Annotated in this window: 18 protein-coding genes, 1 pseudogene and 1 riboswitch; of the genes and pseudogenes, 7 read left to right on the top strand and 12 right to left on the bottom strand. The window is 33.0% G+C overall.

The window, feature by feature from the left end:
- The first annotated feature begins 319 nt into the window (after nt 1–319).
- The 4 genes from F0362_RS12800 to F0362_RS12785 all read left to right on the top strand — a co-directional run bounded on the left by F0362_RS12800 (nt 320) and on the right by F0362_RS12785 (nt 3,092).
- Nucleotides 320–541: a hypothetical protein gene (locus tag F0362_RS12800; RefSeq protein WP_000807684.1), complete on the top strand. Its 222-nt coding sequence runs from the start codon at nt 320–322 to the stop codon at nt 539–541.
- 80 nt (nt 542–621) lie between these two features.
- Nucleotides 622–921 (top strand): hypothetical protein, encoded by a 300-nt coding sequence (locus tag F0362_RS12795; RefSeq protein ID WP_000110272.1) that lies wholly within the window; start codon nt 622–624, stop codon nt 919–921.
- Between the two features lie 1,107 nt (nt 922–2,028).
- Nucleotides 2,029–2,376 (top strand): exosporium leader peptide-containing protein, encoded by a 348-nt coding sequence (locus F0362_RS12790; RefSeq protein ID WP_000343263.1) that lies wholly within the window; start codon nt 2,029–2,031, stop codon nt 2,374–2,376.
- A 443-nt stretch (nt 2,377–2,819) separates the two neighbouring features.
- Nucleotides 2,820–3,092 (top strand): hypothetical protein, encoded by a 273-nt coding sequence (locus F0362_RS12785; RefSeq protein WP_000088127.1) that lies wholly within the window; start codon nt 2,820–2,822, stop codon nt 3,090–3,092.
- 155 nt (nt 3,093–3,247) lie between these two features.
- On the opposite strand, the gene F0362_RS12780 is transcribed toward F0362_RS12785, so the two are convergent.
- The 6 genes from F0362_RS12780 to F0362_RS12755 all read right to left on the bottom strand — a co-directional run bounded on the left by F0362_RS12780 (nt 3,248) and on the right by F0362_RS12755 (nt 10,167).
- Nucleotides 3,248–3,577, bottom strand: coding sequence for a heterocycloanthracin/sonorensin family bacteriocin (locus F0362_RS12780; protein WP_097859391.1), 330 nt, complete (start codon nt 3,575–3,577; stop codon nt 3,248–3,250).
- 644 nt (nt 3,578–4,221) lie between these two features.
- Nucleotides 4,222–4,911: a thiaminase II gene (tenA, locus tag F0362_RS12775; protein ID WP_097859390.1), complete on the bottom strand. Its 690-nt coding sequence runs from the start codon at nt 4,909–4,911 to the stop codon at nt 4,222–4,224.
- 127 nt (nt 4,912–5,038) lie between these two features.
- A riboswitch (TPP riboswitch) is annotated at nt 5,039–5,144 on the bottom strand.
- 73 nt (nt 5,145–5,217) lie between these two features.
- On the bottom strand, nt 5,218–6,132 hold the full coding sequence (gene ddlB / locus F0362_RS12770) for a D-alanine--D-alanine ligase (protein WP_002038752.1): 915 nt from the start codon (nt 6,130–6,132) through the stop codon (nt 5,218–5,220).
- Between the two features lie 4 nt (nt 6,133–6,136).
- On the bottom strand, nt 6,137–7,585 hold the full coding sequence (locus tag F0362_RS12765) for a MocR-like pyridoxine biosynthesis transcription factor PdxR (protein WP_000471599.1): 1,449 nt from the start codon (nt 7,583–7,585) through the stop codon (nt 6,137–6,139).
- A gap of 227 nt (nt 7,586–7,812) precedes the next feature.
- On the bottom strand, nt 7,813–8,838 hold the full coding sequence (locus F0362_RS12760) for a homoserine dehydrogenase (RefSeq protein ID WP_000701778.1): 1,026 nt from the start codon (nt 8,836–8,838) through the stop codon (nt 7,813–7,815).
- 87 nt (nt 8,839–8,925) lie between these two features.
- Nucleotides 8,926–10,167, bottom strand: a complete 1,242-nt coding sequence (locus tag F0362_RS12755) for an esterase/lipase family protein (RefSeq protein WP_061530073.1) — start codon at nt 10,165–10,167, stop codon at nt 8,926–8,928.
- A gap of 278 nt (nt 10,168–10,445) precedes the next feature.
- Here F0362_RS12755 and F0362_RS12750 point away from each other — a divergent pair, with 278 nt between their 5' ends.
- Entirely contained in the window at nt 10,446–10,787 is a 342-nt protein-coding gene (locus F0362_RS12750) for a DUF3914 domain-containing protein (protein WP_001165487.1), read from the top strand.
- Nucleotides 10,788–10,853: 66 nt separating this feature from the next.
- Here F0362_RS12750 and F0362_RS12745 read toward each other — a convergent pair whose 3' ends face one another.
- The 5 genes from F0362_RS12745 to abc-f all read right to left on the bottom strand — a co-directional run bounded on the left by F0362_RS12745 (nt 10,854) and on the right by abc-f (nt 17,030).
- The gene (locus F0362_RS12745) at nt 10,854–11,522 is read right to left on the bottom strand and encodes a lipoprotein BA_5634 family protein (RefSeq protein ID WP_000831680.1); all 669 of its coding nucleotides are present in this window, start codon (nt 11,520–11,522) and stop codon (nt 10,854–10,856) included.
- Nucleotides 11,523–11,742: 220 nt separating this feature from the next.
- Nucleotides 11,743–13,674 carry an ABC transporter permease gene (locus F0362_RS12740; protein WP_061530551.1) on the bottom strand — a complete coding sequence of 644 codons (1,932 nt, stop codon included), beginning with the start codon at nt 13,672–13,674 and terminating at the stop codon, nt 11,743–11,745.
- Nucleotides 13,649–14,419: an ABC transporter ATP-binding protein gene (locus F0362_RS12735; RefSeq protein ID WP_000404264.1), complete on the bottom strand. Its 771-nt coding sequence runs from the start codon at nt 14,417–14,419 to the stop codon at nt 13,649–13,651. The genes F0362_RS12740 and F0362_RS12735 overlap by 26 nt, the downstream gene beginning before the upstream one ends.
- A 370-nt stretch (nt 14,420–14,789) precedes the next feature.
- On the bottom strand, nt 14,790–15,383 hold the full coding sequence (locus F0362_RS12730) for a GNAT family N-acetyltransferase (protein ID WP_000500621.1): 594 nt from the start codon (nt 15,381–15,383) through the stop codon (nt 14,790–14,792).
- 18 nt (nt 15,384–15,401) lie between these two features.
- Nucleotides 15,402–17,030: a ribosomal protection-like ABC-F family protein gene (gene abc-f / locus F0362_RS12725; RefSeq protein WP_061530554.1), complete on the bottom strand. Its 1,629-nt coding sequence runs from the start codon at nt 17,028–17,030 to the stop codon at nt 15,402–15,404.
- A 518-nt stretch (nt 17,031–17,548) separates the two neighbouring features.
- Between abc-f and F0362_RS12720 the strand changes: the two genes are divergently transcribed.
- Nucleotides 17,549–18,538 carry an aldo/keto reductase family protein gene (locus F0362_RS12720; protein ID WP_000395979.1) on the top strand — a complete coding sequence of 330 codons (990 nt, stop codon included), beginning with the start codon at nt 17,549–17,551 and terminating at the stop codon, nt 18,536–18,538.
- Nucleotides 18,539–18,612: 74 nt separating this feature from the next.
- On the opposite strand, the gene F0362_RS12715 is transcribed toward F0362_RS12720, so the two are convergent.
- On the bottom strand, nt 18,613–19,512 hold the full coding sequence (locus F0362_RS12715; protein ID WP_306472062.1) for a LysR substrate-binding domain-containing protein: 900 nt from the start codon (nt 19,510–19,512) through the stop codon (nt 18,613–18,615).
- 424 nt (nt 19,513–19,936) lie between these two features.
- On the opposite strand from F0362_RS12715, the pseudogene F0362_RS12710 reads away from it, so the two are divergent.
- Nucleotides 19,937–20,562, top strand: a pseudogene (locus F0362_RS12710) (DUF6518 family protein).
- Nucleotides 20,563–20,597: the final 35 nt, after the last annotated feature.

The following is a 20,597-nucleotide window of genomic DNA, read 5'->3' as shown; positions in this document are numbered from 1 at the left end:
AATTTATCTCACAACCACTTGAACTCTATATTTTTTTCTTCCTTATTTGTTTCGATTACTTTTTCTATTCACTTAATTGATCTCTTAACACATTCATTTCCCCATCTCCCTTTTCAAAATAAAAAGGACACCTATTCCTAAAACAGCTTTAATGAATTGGTGTCCTCTAGTTTTCTAGCCGGACGATATTCATTTCAAAGGATTATTTTATAAAAATATTAACTAGCAAAATAATTAATATTACTAAGCTATTACTCCAATCGTTCTATTTAATTTATACATATATTAATAGTAATTTGAGAAAAGGAGGTGTTTTTATATGGCTGAGCATACAAAATGTGTTTGCGAACAATTAGAAAGATTACAGTTAGGTACAGAAGTAGATGTTTTCCTTACAGGAACAACACTAGAGGATCTTATTTTTACTAACTTTAATCCAGATAATTTTTGTGTAACATTTGTGGATAACACAACAGAACCTGGCTCTATAATTGTTTTGGACTGTCGTGATATTCAAGCGCTTAGAATTGAAGCTGAGTAGAGTAAAGATGGGGCTTTGAAAAAAGCCCTATTTCACACAGCATATTTCAATATAAATTATAAAATAGAGGAGCCGGAAAAATGTCAGTTTTCATCAACTATGCTATTACTCCCAAAGTATTCAATCCTAATCTAACATATCTTCCAAATAACCGACGTTCTTTTATCCCAACCCAAAAAGAGAGTTCTAAAAATATTTGCTATCTTTTAGAAACATATTACTTAGGAAAAAAAATAAAACAGCTGTTAGTTAACGGCACAATATTAAAAGCTTCTATATTTGTAGGATTCCATAATAGATCCCGCCTTGCTACATTTATAGATGAAAACGGAGATATCACTGTAGTTAACTGCGAGCGTATTGATGCGATTCTACTCTAATTATGAATTTACATTTAAATAAATAATCATTATTTTCAAGATACGCGTTAGTTCTTACACATAATACCAATAACTGTTACCATAAAAAACTTGGTCCAAAGTGCACTTATATACAGTACCTTTTTTATTTGACCGAATAAGCCTCCAGATTCCGTCAATAATGTAGACAACCCATTAAGTTACTTTCTCCTTGTTCCCCCTTGGAGAACCGAACAGTTAGCTTTTGCTAGATGCTCTTTGTTAGTAAAAACGCACTCAATTGACTGGATACACATATAATATTTTGTGCTTCTCTCTTTATAAAATGAAGTTTTAATTTAGTTTTCTTTCCTGCATAATATTTTGGTATTTGTTTATACCATAGATGTAACTATTTGTTACAACATATATCTGTATCCAGTGAACTTCTAAAATTGTACAATAAAGCAATTAGCTACTTCAGCTAGCTGCTTTGTTGTGCAAAATAAAGGTTTTATTTCTCAACAACCATTATTGGAATTAAAACCCCACTAATGGTAATATGAAAATACCTTTCAGTCATAATTTTTAACATGTCAAGTGTTGTTCCCTTTTAAAAGGTCCTGTGTCAATCAGGGCCTTTTAAACTTGTTCCTTACTAAAATAGCGTTTTTATTAAAAACTTCTCACATTTAAACCGGACAAGCATATGTTATTCTATCGAGGCTTTCCATTCATAGCATTCTACCTTTCTTATTTGAGAGCACGCTTATATGTGTGCTCTTTTTATTTAAGATAAAATAAGGATTTTGTTTAAAAACCGCACATTTATTAAGAACATACATAAAATATCATGCGGTATTCTTTTTTAATATTAGTTTTGGTTAAAGAGCGCCTTAAAAGCGCTCTTTATATTTGTTAATAAATAACCATTTTTCTCAAACACACTCACGGTTTGTATAAGCCAATCATATATTTACATAGACAAGAAATAGCTTTTTATTATACATGCGCAATTTTTGTGCATGTTTTTTCTTTAATAAAATAACTATTTTGTTTAATTTTTAACATACAACCGCTTGTCCATGTCACTTTGCTCAACGCCTACATTTACTATCAGTAATATAAATTTTTTAGAGGTGAATTATATTGGACGAGTTTTTATCTTCTGCTGCATTAAACCAGAATTCGATTGGACCAACACTCCCACCTATGCAACCTTTTCAATTCCCTACTAGACCGACCGGTAACACCGGACCACCTGGCATTGTTTCAGTTACATTTAACCAAAGTCATATTCCTGCAACTAGCCCAACTAACCTCGTATTACCAGCTATTAGTGTAGGCGTTAATCAAATAGTAAAGTTAGAAGGAGTTTTCAGATCTGATTATGTTTCCCTAAGTCCCCTTACAGAATTTACTGTATCTTCAATTCTCGCTCTAAAAAGAGGCGTCTTTACTATTGCGGTTCAGATGGAGCTTCAAGAAGATATTTAAAAACCAGTAAATGTTTCAACAAATTTAACACACAACGTTTCAATAGTCTGGATAGATACGCCTCCCCCTGGTACTTATGTATACAGGCTATCTCTGAATGCCACGGGAATTGGTACATCCACTAACACTATTAGTGAAAGAAACATAACTGCTACAGTAATAAACATTTAAAGTGTAATTCCCGGTCTATAAATCGTAATATGAAGTAAAAGTAAAACAAAAACAGCTTGTAGAAACAAAGCACCCTATTCCATGTTCTAAATTTTCAATACTAGAGCAGTGCATTTTATACAAACAGTTACGTAGTTTTGTTACGTTTCAAAATTAATCAATAGTAATAAAAATAGATTATTAAATTTGTTAATCCCAATAAATAGCTTTTAAAGTTGCGCTCACTTCCACCATTCATACTGATTTTCACATATTTCATATAAAGTATGAGAATGAGCAGAAAATCAGATATAACAGCAAAAGATCGTAAAGATGCGGGGAAAAAAGCATTAAAATCGGCAGTTGTTAAAGGTTGGATAAATGTAGGTAAATGGGGATTCTTTGGTGACATGGTTGCATTTATGGACAGATATTATACAGGCTATAAGAATTACAATCTTAAAAAGAAAAGAGAAAGAAGGGCTGATAGCAGCTCTTCTTTTTGGTTCTGGTGCAATAAATCTGCTTATAAAAGTCAAAGAGTGCGTCAAGAGTATAAAACATAAAAAGACATTCGATTTTTGATTTGAAATAAAGTCACAATGTTTATAAAAGGTTGGATAAATTATCTCTCTAAATTAAAAGATGCTACGTGTGTTTTGATTTATCTCTTTTATAAAATTGTATAACGCTTTACAAAGTAGATTCCTTTTCTCTCTTATCAATATTCATATGTTACAATAGTACCAGTAGTATCAGTGGTACCATTAAAACAATTAGAACAACCACCACAACCACCACAACCGCCACAGCCGCCACAACCAAAACAACCGAAGCAACCAATACAACGGAATCCACCACAACGGAATCCACCACCACCACAACGACCTCCACAACCGCCACAACGACCGCAACCGCCACAGCGACGAGCAGCATCTTCAAAATAGTAGTATGGATATTGGTTTTGCTGGTCCCAATACACAATATTTCCAGACTGGTAATCATTAAGGCTTAACGCTTGTAGTTCTTGTTGAAACTTATTCATTTTCATGACCTCCGTTTATAAACTTTAACCTCATCGATGCTTTCCAATATTTCTGTTCGTTAAATCTAAGTAGAAATAACGCTATAAACTAAGTTCAATACGTACACCTATAAAGTATGACCTATCACTAGACGGTGCACCTTGTTCATATACCTATTTTTACTATGGGCTCATTTTTATAAATAGAAATTATAAAATGTGAATGCTTGCGTCATATCTTCATGCTTACTAAGTTCAATTCATTTCTCAATAACCATGATGCCGTATCCTACGTATTCCCGTATGCCGCTTAGATTTTTCTGTACTGTAAATGCCTCTCGTTATAACACTTCCATATACTTTCTGAGAGCACCTTCAGATATTCCTAACTTTTTTATATACTTCACTAGCCGAATAATCGATTTAGTCCGTCGTAGCGTCAAAACACCTACTAGTGACAGGACTCAATGACGGTTAAGAAATTCCTACAAAAAAAGCCCTGATTAGGGCTTTTCATTCTACTTTTTCAGCAAGCTCTCCATGAAATTGCTAATTGAAGAAAATTGAAAAAAAGACGCACTTAGATTGATACGTCTTTTTTGTGATACCCCTTTTTTGAAATCATATAAAGAGGTCTTATCCATACATATGTATAACAATACCTCTACTCTTTATCTAATTACATCTTTTACTTCTGTATCCACTGGCCATTTTTCTAATGTATAAGCCATTTCCCAAAATGAATATTCATATTGACTACTAATAATGAAATGCTGTTTCATACGCTTCCGATCAGACTCTGTCACTTGTTCAGCGATAGTATCTAATCGTGTAATTTGCTCTTCAACTAAAGTACGGAACCAATCAGATCCATAAGCAGAAATCCACTCTTTATAAATCGGCTCTTCTGGCTGACATTCTTTTAAACGTTCACCAATTTCATAATATAGCCAGTAGCAAGGTAAAATTGCTGCGATAATATCCCCTAAATGCCCTTCATACGCCGCACGGTACATATGTGAAGTATACGCATATGCAGTTGGGGCAGGGATAAAATGACCTTTTTCTTCTTCCGTAATTCCTAATTTCTTTGCGAAATTCTCATGTAATGATAATTCTGCCTCGTATGTATTTTGAGCATGGTGTGCCATGCGAGCTGTCGTTTCTAATTCAAGAGCCTTTGCAGCTCCTAAAGTTTGTACTCTAGCAAAATGACTTAAATAATATGAATCTTGAAGTACGTAATAACGAAAACTTGCCAAATCTAACGTACCTTCACCAAGTTTTTTTACAAAAGGATGATGAAAACTTGCCTCCCAAATAGAATCTACTTCTTTACGTAATGTTTGTGAAAAAGTCATTTAAATTCCTCCAATAATGTATAAAATATATGTATTTATCCACAGTTATTAAATCTGTAAAACAAAAAAAACTTTCTTTACAGGCGTAAAGAAAGTGAAATAGACAATATTAATGTATTCTTTAAATATAATCGTCTTCCCACTTCCCTACGCTGGTATTAACCAGATCAGGTACTAAGAGTCTCAAAATTATGTTTGATCTCAGCCTACAAAAGGCCCCCCTAGTGGATAAATATTTAGTTGTCGTATTGTAATTATCATAGCATACTTCGTGGAACTATCAAAAGTTTTAATTGTATAATTATCTTAAAAACCTTCTTCTTTCCTCACTCTTAATGAAGTTTCAATTATCATATCTAATAGTTTACTATAATTAATCCCCGCGGCATCTGCACTTTTTGGCAGTAAACTTGATTGGGTCATCCCTGGTAATGTATTAACCTCCATTACATATGGAATTCCGTCCTTCACCATCATATCAACCCTTGCATAAACACTACATTTTAATGCTTTATAACAAGCCAATGACGCTTTATTTACACGTTCCTTAATTTCAGTTGGAAGTTCAATAACTTCTTCAATTGTACTAACATCATCGTATTTTGCATTGTAGTCAAAAAACTCAGCTGCATGTCGAATTGAAACGATAGGTAAATGTTTACCATCAAAAATTGAACAAGTAATCTCGTCACCTTTTATATACTTCTCAATTACTACTTCAGAATCCCATTCGAATACAGTTTCCAGCATTGAGATCAATTCATTTTTATCATTGACGATCTTTACGCCAACACTCGAGCCGCCAGAGTTTGGTTTTACCACTAACGGAAATCCTAACTTATCTAAATCATCAAGCTTTAGATCCGCCATTTTTGTAAGTTCAATCCAATCTGGTGTTTCTACTCCTTCATAACGCAAAATCTTTTTCGAAATATTTTTATCCATACATATACCGCTAGATAACATATTGCTGCCACTATATGGAATACCTAAACTCTCAAGCGTCCCTTGAACCGTACCATCTTCTCCGTATTTTCCGTGTAATGCTAGCAATGCAAAATCAATGTCTTTCGCTTTTTCAATTAAATCCATTTTTTCATTTAACGTAATTGGAACGATTTCATACTTATTTTTATCTAAATGTGCAATCATTTCATTTCCAGTCATAATTGATACTTGTTTTTCAGAGGATACTCCTCCCATAATAACGCCAATTCTCATTTTCTCAACTCCAAGTTTCATTTTTTAAAGTTTCACCAATTATTTGAATCCCACTAACTATTTCTTTCTCCTTCAAACGTGAAAAACCTAAGCGGAATGTATTCGCTCCCCCTCCATCAGAATAAAAAACATCTCCAGGAGAAAACGTTACACCTTTCTCATAACACTTTTGTAAAAGTGTGCGAGCGTGAATTTTCTCTTCCAACTCTATAAACAAATGAAGTCCGCCATCTCCAGTCATCCTTTTAAACGGAATATACTGATTGCAAGCCCCAACGGCTAACTCATATTTTTTCTTGTAAACAGATCTTGCCTTTTTTAAATATTTTTCAAAATATCCTTCATGTAAATATTGAAACAAAACAGCTTGATCTAACGTAGATGTGTGAATGGTTCTTGCTCTTTTAACACTTTCTAAATAATGAATCAGTTCTTTATCGGCAATAATCCACCCTACACGTAAACCAGGGAAAAGTACCTTCGAAAAGCTACTAATATAAATCACATTATTACCAGCCCCTGCAAAAGTTAATAGTGGCGATAAATGTGAACCTGAATAACGTAATTCTTCATTAAATCCGTCCTCTATAATAGGAACCTTATATTTCGAAAATAACCTCATCAATTCCGTTCTTTTTTCCGAACTTGTAACAATACCAGTTGGATTATGATAAGAAGGAATTAAATACGCAAAATCAAAATCCTTTTCACGTAAACTTTTTTCTACTTCAGTCGTATCAATACCATCATCATTCATATCTATCCCATGAACTTCAAGTCCATGTAAGCGAAAAAGTTTCAATGCAGCATGGTGAGTTGGATTCTCACAAATCACACGCCCTGATTTTTTCGCTAAGGAAGATAGTACAATATCTAATCCTTCTGTAAATCCATTTGTAATTAAAATATCTTTGTTCGAAATATCTACACCTTTTATTTCCATGTAATGAAGTAGATATTTCATTAACGGGCGGTAACCTTTTGCATATCCGTAGTTCAATACGATATCCCCTTCAATGGACATACGAGTAAGAAAAGCTCTTTTGAAATTTTCAACATCAAATAGCTTTTCGTCCGGGGCTATACTATTAAAAACAACCATTCCTTTTTCCCAGCGGACTCCATGCTTCATTAAGTCTAATTCATCCGCTAATGTGGTAACTGTATTAAGTTTATTTTTCCAATCTATTTCAACAGACGAAGTGTTAGATATATCCACCTTCGCAACGAAATTCCCTTTTCCTTTTACTGCATAAATGAGTCCTTCTTGTTCTAAATCCGCATAAGCAGAGAGTACTGTATTTCTGCTCACTGATAATAATTCACTCAGTTCCCTTGTTGATGGGATCTTTTGATCACCGAGCAAATGCCCTTTCATAATCATCTTTTTAAAATAATCCTTTAATTGAATATAAACGGGACGATCTTTTACAACTTTAAAATCTTTAAACAATTTCTTACCCCCTGCAATTATTTTTGCATATTTATTTCATTCTCAAAAGGTCCACTACATATGTATTTTTTATTAACAGCGGTACGGTCTTATAAAGTGAAACTTTAATCCGTGGGAATTTTATTCATCCCCCACCGATTTTTAGCCCGAATCGGACATATATGGGCAAAAAGGCTCCCACCTAACTTTTTTTCTCCATCCGAATTTTGAAGGTGTGAGTTTTACTTCTATAAATCTCTACGATATAAGTTAATTACATCTTTTAAAGCAGCTGCTGCGGCTCCGCGTGGATTAGAAGCTCCACCAATTGTAGTAACTTGTCCCATTGTATCTGTAAAGAATGTTATTCCTTTTTCAGTTCCATTTACTTTTGCTAGTGGATGGTCTTTTTCTATTTCAAGCGGTTCTACATTAAGATTCACTTTACCATCCATATCCTTATATGCTGAAGCTATTAATTTAATATAATTGTTTTGTTCCTTAGCATGTCGAATTTGTTGTTTTGTAACATTTTCGATTCCTTTTATATGCATATCAGTAAGCATATTCTCAACACCCATCAAGCTGTTTGCCAAAAGTAATAATTTACACGCACTATCCGAACCACTTACATCTAATATTGGGTTCGTCTCAGCAGTTCCTTTATTTTGCGCTTCTTTCAGTGCTTCTTCAAACGTAACATCTTCTTCATACATTTTTGTAAGAATATAATTAGTTGTCCCGTTTAATATTCCTTCTATTTTTTCAATATTGCAGCCAGCCAAACTAAATTGTCCAATATCTAATGTCGGTAGTGCTGCAGCAGTTGCGCCACTATAGCGAATTCGTACATTCGCTTCTTTTGCTGCTGCCTTTATTTCTCTCCAGTTAGTAACGAGTGCACCTTTTGAAATTGCAACAATATCCATATGTTTCTCAATCGCTTGTTTTATATATTTTTTTCCCGGATTTCCATCTTTAAGATTTGTAACTGTTGATTCTACCAATACAGTACCACTTATCCCACTTGTTGCACGGTCTTTCGGGTGATGTTCTATATACTTTTCAATTGATGCAGTACCGCTACCATACATTAATAAATGATGAATAGACAAACCTTCCTCATTATGTATTGCAATATTTCTACCTAATACGCCACTTACAACTAAATGGATTCCATATGTTTCGTATATATATAAATATTTTTCGTTTACTAATTTTATAAACTCTCTTCCTACTGTCCCGTATCCTGATAAAACAACTTGTATTTTCATAATATCCCCCCATATTTTTCTTCCATATCCCTCTTTCAATATAATATAAAGCGCTCCCGAATTCCATCGAGAGCGCTTTATTATTAACTATTGCGGTAACCGCGATAACTTTTCTGCAACTGTTCTATAAAACTCTTGAATATTAGAAAAACCTAACGTGTCTGAAACGCTTAGTCCTACCATGTCTAAATGATCCCAATTTGCTTTCGTTTCAATATGATTCCATTTTCCAACCTGTAAAAACTCATTATTATTTACAGCAATACTAGTTGAAGGCGCAATCATAGAATTTGTATTTACTACACCGTCATTTTGCCACCAAGATGTATCAATTAATGGGCGATTTTCTTCAAATCTTGCATAGGAACCTAAGAAAAATGCATTCCCCATTAACACTTTGTTCATTGTAATATGAGGTAGTTGTAAACCTGTTATAGGTGCTGCTTGTGATGCATGTCCACTATACGATAAGTAATACACATCCGATTGCGTCTTTACCCAACTATTTAACTCCCTTGCTCCATCAGTACTTAAATCCCATTGACTAATATCTTTTGTATTTTCCCAAATTGAACTATTTAAAATCCGATCAGTATATTGGAAGAAGGACTCTCCAGCATTTTTTTTCATACCCCATTGGTCCAATTTAAAATCATATAATGATAAATTATTGTTTCCTCCTAAACTCGCAGCTGTAATGAGTAAATCTTTAACGAACGGCAATAGAAGACTTCCGTCCGCGAGTGTTGTGCCATTATGAGGAGTTGCTAAAGTTGTAACACTATGAACATACGATTTACCGCCTTCAAATAGTGGTGATATCTTTGCGTTCGGATGATTTTTCACATAGTTTTTTTCTTCATAACTGCCTTCTTTTAATAACTGCACTAATGTTCTTGTCGTTTGTCCACCCATGCTATGCCCAACTAAATGAACTTTATTTGTTTCACTCCAATTTGGTGCAAATCCACTATAAGTTCTACCAAAACGATTATGTCCATGTTTCTCAGCGTGTGCCGCACCATAGTCTACAATTCCACCGTTAATTTGTGCATATAATTCACATGCACGGTCCCAGTTACTAGAAACAGGACCAACAGCAGCCGTATGTACTGTATAGCCATTTCTTTTTAAATCTTCCTGTATATCATGAACACCACCCCAATATTTTACCCCTAACATTTCTTCCCTACCCCATCCAGCAAATCCATTCACTAAAATGATAGGATAATTATTTTGTTGCCTCTCTTCAGCGTAAGTTGTTTTCGCTATGAATGAACAAACAGTCACTAATGTGAAAAAACATACTTTTAAAAATAACTTTCCCATACTTTCTCCCCCTAATTAAACGCTTTCATTTTTCCGTGAAAAATATTGACACATTCAGTTTTTAACTTACACATAATGTAAAGTATTTTATATACGTTGTATATATAGAAAACATACACAAATGTTGATAAATATTAATTCAAGTAAACATTTACTTTTTACAATACAACTTGTAAATCTGATTATTTGAATTTATAATTGAATGTAGTTTCCTCATGTTACATGAATTTAACAATCATAAGAAAACTAATTTTATTGCTTGAAAAGGAGGAAAAAGCATGCAAATCGGATCAAACATTCATACATTAGCTCAACCTACTAAAATAACTCCATCTAACCTTGAGCATAATACTATCTCTTCTACTAAACTTGAAGGTAAGAAAGCAAATGATCCTATCAAGTTCGATATTCGTTCATCTGAAAAAGAAATGAAACAGCCTGAGCATAAATTTAACGAATTAGATTTATGGAAGATGTTAAAGGATAAAGGTGTTCCATTATGGATCATTCTTGAAATGCTACAAAAGTCTCGTAAAGAAAAAGAAGCTCAAAGTAATTCGGTTCAAAACCCAAATGTGATTGAGGAAACAAACGAGACTCGATTAAATGAAGTAATGTAATCTAAATGGCATATAACTAAAAAGAGTTCGAGGTTGATATAGTTTCTATCAACCTCGAACTCTTTTTTAAGATTTTTCTCCAATCGTTACAAACTGAAAAGATACTTCTCCTTCCAAACCTTTAATTAGCTTTTTTACTTTGACATTTTCATTAACCATTGTATTATCTGTCGACATTTTAGGCCTTTCGTCACCTAAAGATTTCTTAAATTGAAGAAGATGCATTTTCGTTTCATTTGCTTTTATTTCCTTATATACACTATTTTTTGCTACAATCACATACGATTGCGTTGGATATTTACGATTGTTACCTATCCAAGCGTCACTATCGTATGTAACAGGAATCTCTTTTCCTTCTATTTTAATACTTTTCATAGTCTTTTCGTCTTCACTTGTAAACAGTAGCGATCCTTCTTTTGGGAATTTCGGTAACGTATCTATAATATAATCGGAGTCATTATCTCGTTTACGAAAAACTTTTTCTTTAATCAACGCTAGTGCTGTAGATTCATTTAAAATTAAGACATGTCCATTTCCAACTTCACTTTTTTTCACAGAAAACACTTCATTTTCTTTCGTAATTTCCTGATAACGATTAATAATTGGTGAAATATTATTTTCATCTCCAATAATTAATACACCGTTTGCAGGGAATGCGTTGTCCTTTTTAGAGCATGCACTAAAGCTTATTAAAAGTATTATAGTTAACATAAAAATAGTTAAAGTTCTTTTCATCACGGTTCCTTTCATAATTCATATCATTTTTTACATGTTTTTTTGTAATTTTATTAGTTAATATCCTCTATCTCGCATTAACGGGCAGTAAGACCCCCACCTCAAAATTCAGCGAGAGCAAAGAAGTTAGGTGGGGGCTCAACTGCCCGTAAAAGCCCGATTGGTGAAGGCTAATAATCAGTGGGGGATGAAGGAAACCCCCACTGATTAAAGTTTCACTTTATTGCTCCATAGTCTTATAAAGCTTTTGTAGGTAACGCCAACGAGTGATAAAAAAATATAAAACTTGTATACATATAAATGAAATTAAAATAAAGATCGAGCTGTTTAAAATAGAAAAACTGACTAATTGTTGCAGTGCCGTATACGCAACTACAGTATGAATCACTGCAATGATAATTGGTAAGAAGAACATTAATACTAACTGTCTCGTTACAACTTTTTTTAACTCTCGTTTACTTAATCCCATTTTCGAAATCATTTTATATTGTTGTTGATCACGGTCCAAATCAGTATATAATCGGAAATAAATAAAACTAGCAGCAAATGTAAAGAAGACGATTCCGACTAAAACACTTGCCATGAGTAATAAACCATTCTTTTGCTTTGCCTCCAACAAGTTTAATGTTAAAGCTTCAAAGTAGAAATCTCTGTCCCTGATATCTTTATCGAGTATACTCTTTAATTGATTTGAAATCTCTTTCGTTTTTATCCAATCATCTACAACAAATCCATAAGTACGATGTTGAATATTTTCATCTTGTGGATTACTCGTCAGAGGAATTTCATCATACACATGATCTTGAACAGCAATATAAATACTACTAGAATCATGTGGTAAAACTAAATCCCCAACAGTTTTTTTCACACGAAATGTCTTTGTCCAATCACCTTGAATAACTTCAATATTTTTTTTATAGTCACCATTTTTAAATTCTTGTTTTTGTGACACCCTCCCAGGAATTAGTAAAATTTCATCTTCTTTTTCAATTGTTTCTTGTTGGTACCCTAGTGCTCTCGTAAGTTCGTTATATTCACTTAATTTCAATACATTTACGTTACTTTCTGTAAATTTACTTGAAGATGAAGCCATTCGGTACGGAATATTTGCATCAGAGAGATGTTTTTTTATAATAGAGAGATGTTTATCTACTAATTTGTTGTTTTCAGAGCTTTCATACAGAAATGTATATGGGTTTGTCATCCACACTAAATTCCTATTACCAAGAGCGGCTGTTGTACCTATTGCTGTAAATGCAACTGCTGAAATAATAGATACTATAAAAAACATCGTTGCATTATCTTTCATACGGTAAATCAATTCTGAAAATGTTAATATATTTGTTCTCTTTAAAAAGAAAGATTCTCTCCTTTTAGCAAGATACAATATATACACGCTACACTGTGTATATAAAAAGTACGTTCCAATAATGACTAGAAGTACACCTATTCCGAGCGTAATAAAATTAATACTTGGGATAAAGCGAAATACTGAAATATATCCATAGCCTATACTAATTAAAGAAAGTAGCGATAATAAAATGGAAAATTTCGGTTCAGGCTTTGGCTTTTCCTCTGCTTGAATAAGTTCCACAAGTTCCGTTACTTTTATCATTTTAAAAGTAACAAGCGAAACGATTAAAAATAAGAAAAGAAATGTGATGACTGTTAATAGTACGGCCTTCACTGGTATATAAAAAGGTAAGCCATTACTAATCATTAATACACTTGCACTAATCAATAATACTAGTTTAGAAAATATGAGACCGATGAAAATCCCTATACAAATTGACCCAAGTCCAATTAACATATTTTCAATTAATAATAATTTCTTTAGCTGCCTCATTGACATACCTTGCATCATTAAAATGCCAAATTCTTTCTTACGCGTTTTTAAAAATGAACTTACTGAATATAGAATAAAGAAAAATGAAAAAACAAATATCAAGCCTTGCGAAACTGTAAATCCTAATGTACCAAATGCACTTATTGTTGCACTTGTCGATTTCAACTCCCCTTGTAAATCAGGATGAAATAATAAAAGGGCATACGTAAAGAAAATCATAATAGAAAATGTACAACTTAAAAAATGAGCAGCATATGTACGCTTATTACGAAAAATATTATTAAACGCGAACTGACGAAAAGTCATGCCTTTTGCCTCCTAACAAAGAAAGGACATCCATAATCTTTTGATAAAAGGCTTGCCTGCTTTCACCACAATAAATTTCATTATATAATTGACCATCTTTAATAAATATAACTCTGCTGCAAAAGCTCGCTGCATACGGATCATGTGTAACTAACATCATCGTTGCTTTTTCTTCTTTATTAAGAGTATCTAGCATCTCCATTACATCATTTGAAGATTTAGAGTCTAAATTCCCTGTCGGTTCATCTGCAAGTAATAATTGTGGTTTATGAACGATAGCACGAGCAATTGCAGTTCTTTGAGCTTGCCCCCCTGATATTTCAAACGTTCTTTTACTCAATATATCTGCAATATTTAATTTCTCTGCAATATCTTCCACTCGTTTGTTCATTTCTTGTACAGATACACCATCTAGTGTCATCGGCAATACAATGTTTTCTTTCACTGTAAGTGTGCTAAGTAAATTAAATGATTGAAAAACAAATCCTAATTGTTTCCTACGAAATAAAGCTAAACTGTCTGATGATAACTGAAAAGGATTTGTACCATTTATTAATATTTCTCCCGATGTAGGAGAATCAATAGTAGATACCATATTTAATAATGTTGTTTTCCCGCTACCTGATGGTCCCATAATTCCTACAAATTCACCTTCTTGAATTGATAAATCAATATCTACCAATGCTTTAAAAGGTATTTTCCCTTTATATACTTTACTAATACTTTTTGCATGTAAAATTTCCATTTATATTCTCCCTTCATTTCCACTGCTCACTATAAAGTGTAAATGAATTGTCTTATAGCACATATTGATTCATCTTTCATTTATCTTACACGCTTGTAAGATTTCTAAAAAAACTGATAACAAATCTATTTCCAATATATAATCAATGTATATCTATCTTATAATATTTGTATAGTGGTATGGAATACAATGCTTCTTATTTCTAGTCGCTGAAACAACTTGTATTCTTTATTAGCAACATGCAATATATTATAAAGAATAACTATACAACTTCAAAACAATGAATAACAACTTATCATATAGTACGAAAAAAAGCTCAGAGTTTTAGCTCTAAGCCTTTTTACTGATTTCATATGCAATATAGCTCCCTTCAAAGAGCTATATTTTTTATCCACTCTGATTTACTCAATACATAATGATTATATAGTTGATTTTCTATCGTCTGTTCACTCATATAAGTAAACCCACATTTTTCAATAACTTTATTTGATGGTACATTGTTAATTAAAGCTATCGCATTTAAGACATCTAAAGTGGTGTTTTTAAACAAATAGTCAACTAAGCCTTTAGTCGCTTTTGTAGCATAGCCAGTATTTTGATATTCACTTGAGATAGCATACATTATCTCTCTGTTTGGTGTAGGGAGTTCTTCTTTAATACCTGTGCAGCACCATCCAATGAATTCATTTGTAGCTTCCTTAAATATTCCTAGCTTTAACATATGATTATCTATGTTATTCGTAGTTTTCACTGCCTCAAGAAATGCTTTGTTTGCTGGTATTTCATCATTGATAATCCAATTAACCCTCTGTTCTTTCGTTGATTTCCAGTCTGGCAAAAATTTTTCTATTTCCGGTTGATTCGATATTTTATAAATACTCTCAGCATCTTTCATAGTAAACTCTTGTAGGTATATATCTCCACAGTCTATTCTAAATAACTTAGTTGAACTCTCTGCTCCCATGTTAATCCCCCTAAATAATTATAGCGCCTTAATCTGTTTCGTAAGTTCTATGAATCGTTCGTCAAGTTTTTTATATTCTTTATCATTAGAAGTTAAAAAGCTTAATTTTCCTAATACTTCTTGTCTCTCTGTTTCTAACGTTAAACGTAGCTCTTCAATTTCATCTCTTGTTTTAGGAGGTTCTTCTAGCTGTTTTTGTATCGTATGATTTGAAAACGCGAGTTTTGTGTTAGTTGTTTTCTCTAGAAAATATCGATCGTGAGAAACGATAACTAGTGTTCCATTATACTCCGCTAATGTATTTTCAAGCTGTTCACGTGAAGGCAGATCAAGGTGATTTGTCGGTTCATCTAAAATGAGTACGTCTTTTTCATCTAAAATATAAACCATTAACTTACATTTCACTCGTTCTCCCATGCTCATATGTTCAATCGGCTCTTTCCATTGAGAAGCTTGGAACCCTAAATGTTTCATTAAATTTTGGACTTTCCCTCTTTTTTCAAATGAATCTTTAAAAAATAAATCTTCTGGCGTTTTATCAAGTGGTAAATCAAATACTTCTTGTGTTAAATAACCGATGTTTGCAGATGGTGAAACCCATACTTCTCCTTCCACAGTTTCCGTTCCCATAATCATCTTTAGTAATGTTGTTTTCCCACTACCGTTTGGTCCAACAATCGCAACCTTCTCACCGTGCTGAATTGTAAAATTAACGTTTTCAAATAATATTTTTCCATGAAAGTCTTTTTTTAATTGTTTTACTTCTAAAAAGCGTTTTCCTACTTTTTTACTCGCTTGAATAGAGAACTCAACTGAGTACTCCTCTTTCACACGTTCTACTTTCGTTTTCTCTAGCTCTTTTTCGAGACGTTTTCGTTTTGACTTAACTTGCGCATCCATTCGCTTCGCTTTTACACGATAAAATTCTTTAACACCTTCTTGTTTTGTAGACTGTGCGTGTGCCTTTTGTGACCATGAACTTAATTCTTTTATATGTGTTTCTACTTGTTCAATCTTTTTTTGCTGCTTTTCATATTCACGTTGTTGCGTCAGTCTTTTTTGCTCACGTGCTTTCATATAACTCGTATAATTACCGCTATGCTCAATTAATTTTTTATCCTCAATTGACCATATTTTTGTTGCGACAACATCTAAAAAATATCGATCATGCGATACAACGATAACTGTACCTTTCATATTTTTTATTTGTTTAATGAGAAATTCCGTACTCATCTCATCTAAATGATTTGTCGGTTCGTCTAATATTAAGACATTAGGATTTTTCGCAAATCCTTTCGCTAAGCGAACTTTCAGCTTTTCACCACCACTTAAAGTATGAAAATCGTTCGTTGGCACGCCCCATTTTGCAAGAAGCTCTGCTTCTTTTGCAATCACATCCTTACTAATAAAAGATTCTATTTCTTGTTCAACATATGCTGTTGTCATATTCATTTGCTGCCACTCAACAATTCCTTTTGATGGCTCAATCTTCCCATTTATTAATTGAAGTAACGTTGATTTACCAGCACCATTTTTACCAATTAATCCGATTATATCCCCTTGTTTTACTACTACATTCATTTTTTCTAACAAAGTATTTTCCTTTATTTCAACATACACATCATTTAATTTTAAAAGCTCTTTCATATTACCGATCCCTTTCATAAAGGGAGAACAAAAAAATCCTCCCAAAGTAATTTTGGCAGGATTAGTCATTACATTATTTATACCCAAATAAGCTATTACGCAAATCAAATAGCAATACCGTTGAATGGAATTGGGCAGACTAATCCTATTTTTTACAAATTGAAATTTATTTAATTTCAACATTTAAAAATAAGATTAGTTAATCATCGTCCACCCATCATTCCTTTCCGTCGTTAGTAACCATATTGTACCATAATAGTACTGTATGAGTAAATGCAATTATATGTGCTTTTAAAAAGATTGCTTTTTTTTAAGGTCTATTTATCAATTCTAAACTTCATATTAAACAAGCATAAACCACATTTGTTGTACTACTTGCTTTAGATTCCCCTAACAATAAAATTCTAAACATCTCCCTCTTATATAATTTTTATATAGATTCATCATAAATCATATATTATACATACTAAATTTCAGTTCTTATAATAAAGGTATCATTTTTAAGGGGGGATTCTACAATGGAATTTAGCAAACTCGGAAACAGTGGGTTAACAGTAAGTAAGATTGCATACGGGAACTGGATAAACCATGGCGGAAAGGTAAATGAAGATACTGCAAATGATTGTGTGAAAACCGCACTAGATGTCGGAATTACAACGTTTGATACTGCTGATGTTTATTCGGACACGATAGCCGAAGAAGTACTAGGCCGGTCTTTAAAAGGCATACGGCGAGAAAGTATAGAACTATGTACAAAAGTATGTCATCCGACCGGACCTGGAAAAAATGATCGTGGATTGTCGCGGAAACATATTATTGAAAATTGTAATGCATCATTAAAACGGTTGCAGACAGACTACATTGATGTCTATTATGCACATAGATTTGATACAACAACTCCCCTTGAAGAAACGATGTTAGCTTTTGCTGATCTTGTAAGACAAGGTAAAGTCCTTTACTTAGGCGTAAGTGAGTGGACATCAGAACAAATTACCCGTGGTGCAGCACTTGCACGAGAATTGAACATTCCACTTATCGCTAGCCAACCTCAATATTCGATGTTGTGGCGAGTTATTGAAACTGATGTAATACCAACATGTCAACGTGAGGGACTTGGTCAAGTTGTTTGGTCTCCCCTTGCACAAGGTATTCTCACAGGAAAATATCAACCTGGTAAACCATTGCCGAATCAATCACGTGCTAACTCTGATGCTGGTAAACCATTTTTCCAAAAACTCGTGCAACGCTGGATGAGCGATGATGTACTCAATGCAATTCAGAAACTTAATCCCATCGCGCAAGAAACTAATCTTACCTTACCTCAACTTGCAGTTGCTTGGGTATTACAAAATCCAGCTGTTTCCTCTGCAATTATTGGTGCATCAAATCCAGAGCAAATAAGAGAAAACGTAATTGCTTCTAGCGTTAAATTACAACCTGAAATTATTGATCAAATCGATGGTGTACTAAAAGATTTCATTGAGTATGATCCGAGCAAAACAGGTTAAAACACCTTTTTGTTCTACCTATAAAGAAGCTTTCCTTTTCAAATCTACACTGCCCATCCTATACAGATGGGTTATTATCTTTTACATTCACATTGTGAAGTTGTATAAACCTCTCTAACAACTATTAAAAAGTTCTCTAACACAACGGACTGTTCATCTAGTCTCCATCCAGCATATAAATTTATTTTTGGGGTATTTTCTTGAATTTCTTTATATGTAACTCCCGGTTTTTTATAACTTTCCACTGATGATGGAACGACAGAAATCCCCATTCCTGCTGCAACTAAATTCACAATCGTTTGCATTTGAATCGCTTCTTGAACAATATTTAAACTTACTCCATGTTCCCAAAAGTAACTAATAATTACATCATAAAAGTTTGTACCAAAATGACGTGGAAATAAAATAAATGGTTCATCCACTAATGATTTAATTGGAATGTTACGTAACATAACGAAAGGGTGCTCTTCATGCAAAACCAATTTTAAATATTCTACAGAACAAACTTCGGAAGTTAAAATTTCATTATTCTGCTTGGAACGAATAAATCCAATATGAATTTGTTTTTCATAGAGTGCTTTTATTTGTTGATCTGTTGTCATTTCGCGTAATATGAGCTTAATTTTAGGAAACCGTTCCCGAAATTTTTTTAATACATTTATAACGGTTTCTGTAGAATCGACAAACCCAATTATTAAATGTCCTATCTTTCCTTCATCCGCAAGCTGTGTTTCTTTAATCGTTCTATCTACTTGAAGCAGCGTTTGTCGCGCACCTTCTAAAAATATTTTCCCGGCATCGGTAAGCTCAACCATTCTCTTTGTCCGGTAAAAAAGTTGAACCCCTAATTCATCTTCTAATTTACGAATCTCTTGGCTTAAAGGCGGTTGTGCCATCATAAGACGCTCTGCTGCACGACTAAAGTTTAATTCTTCTGCCACTGTTATAAAATATCTCATTTTCCGAATATCTATTGCAATCCCCCCTATTATTAACAACTAGCAAAGAAGCCCTCCTTCTAATAAATCGTAAATAAAAAACAGGAGGAAAATATATCAATCCCTTTTCTTTTTTATCATAAATCATTTCATTGTAAATACGAGATGAAAATCATTAAAAATTCTAAATTACAAGTATAAGAGTGAATGTTATCCTCAAGAGCATCTTATGATAAGTTGAATTATATGTTTTCAGCAATTTTATTACTTGCATATATTATTTCATTTACCATTTTAGTTGAGTAACTAGTTTTTGATATTGTATTCACCTAATTGTAAAAACAAAGTATCATTTATTATTCAATAAAATTTTATTGTTTTTCAATAAAATTTTATTGATTATTCTCCCTTAATAAGCTATTATAAGTTTGCAGAAAATATGAAAGTAAGGATTGAATTTATGGACAAGACATTAAAAATCACAAAATCAAATATGTTTTTAAAGATTTTTCTCATCCCGATTATAGTAGGGATTATTGTTGGTATACTAACTAAATTGGGTCAAGGTATACTTCCAGGAAATTGGAATTCATTAGCTAACCTAGGAAGTGTTTGGTTAGTTCCATCCTTTTTTGTGGCTAGTCTTAGTTATTCTAAGCGTACAGCTATGCTTTCCGGTATACTTGCGCTGCTAGGTATGGTTTTAGGCTATTATGGTTATGCAATAATTATTAAAAATGTAGCTCACTCTATTTATTTTATATCTGTATGGATTGTATGTGCATGTATAGGAGGAACTATCTTCGGAATTGCAGGTTTTCTATGGAAAGATACTACAAATCCTCTTCATAAATTCGGAAGCGCACTTATAAGTGGAGTTTTTGTAACGGATGGGCTTCACATTCTTTTAAATTTTGAAGACTACAGTCACATGTTACCTGTTGGATATACCGAAGTGATAGTCGGAATTATCTTGATTCTTGTATTGGAACGCTCTAATGCTAATCGAATTTCTTCTTTTTAGTGGTGATTCCTATCATTATTTTAGGTTTAATTGGATATAAATTATTAAGTTTGTTTGCTTAATTACAATTCATAAAGCTAGCTCTTTCAAAGGGGTA

The sequence above is a fragment of the Bacillus sp. BS98 genome, assembly GCF_008432245.1.
Taxonomy (GTDB): Bacteria; Bacillota; Bacilli; order Bacillales; family Bacillaceae_G; genus Bacillus_A; species Bacillus_A toyonensis.
The sequence above is the reverse complement of the archived record's forward strand: the minus strand, read 5'-3'. Positions and strand labels throughout refer to the sequence as shown.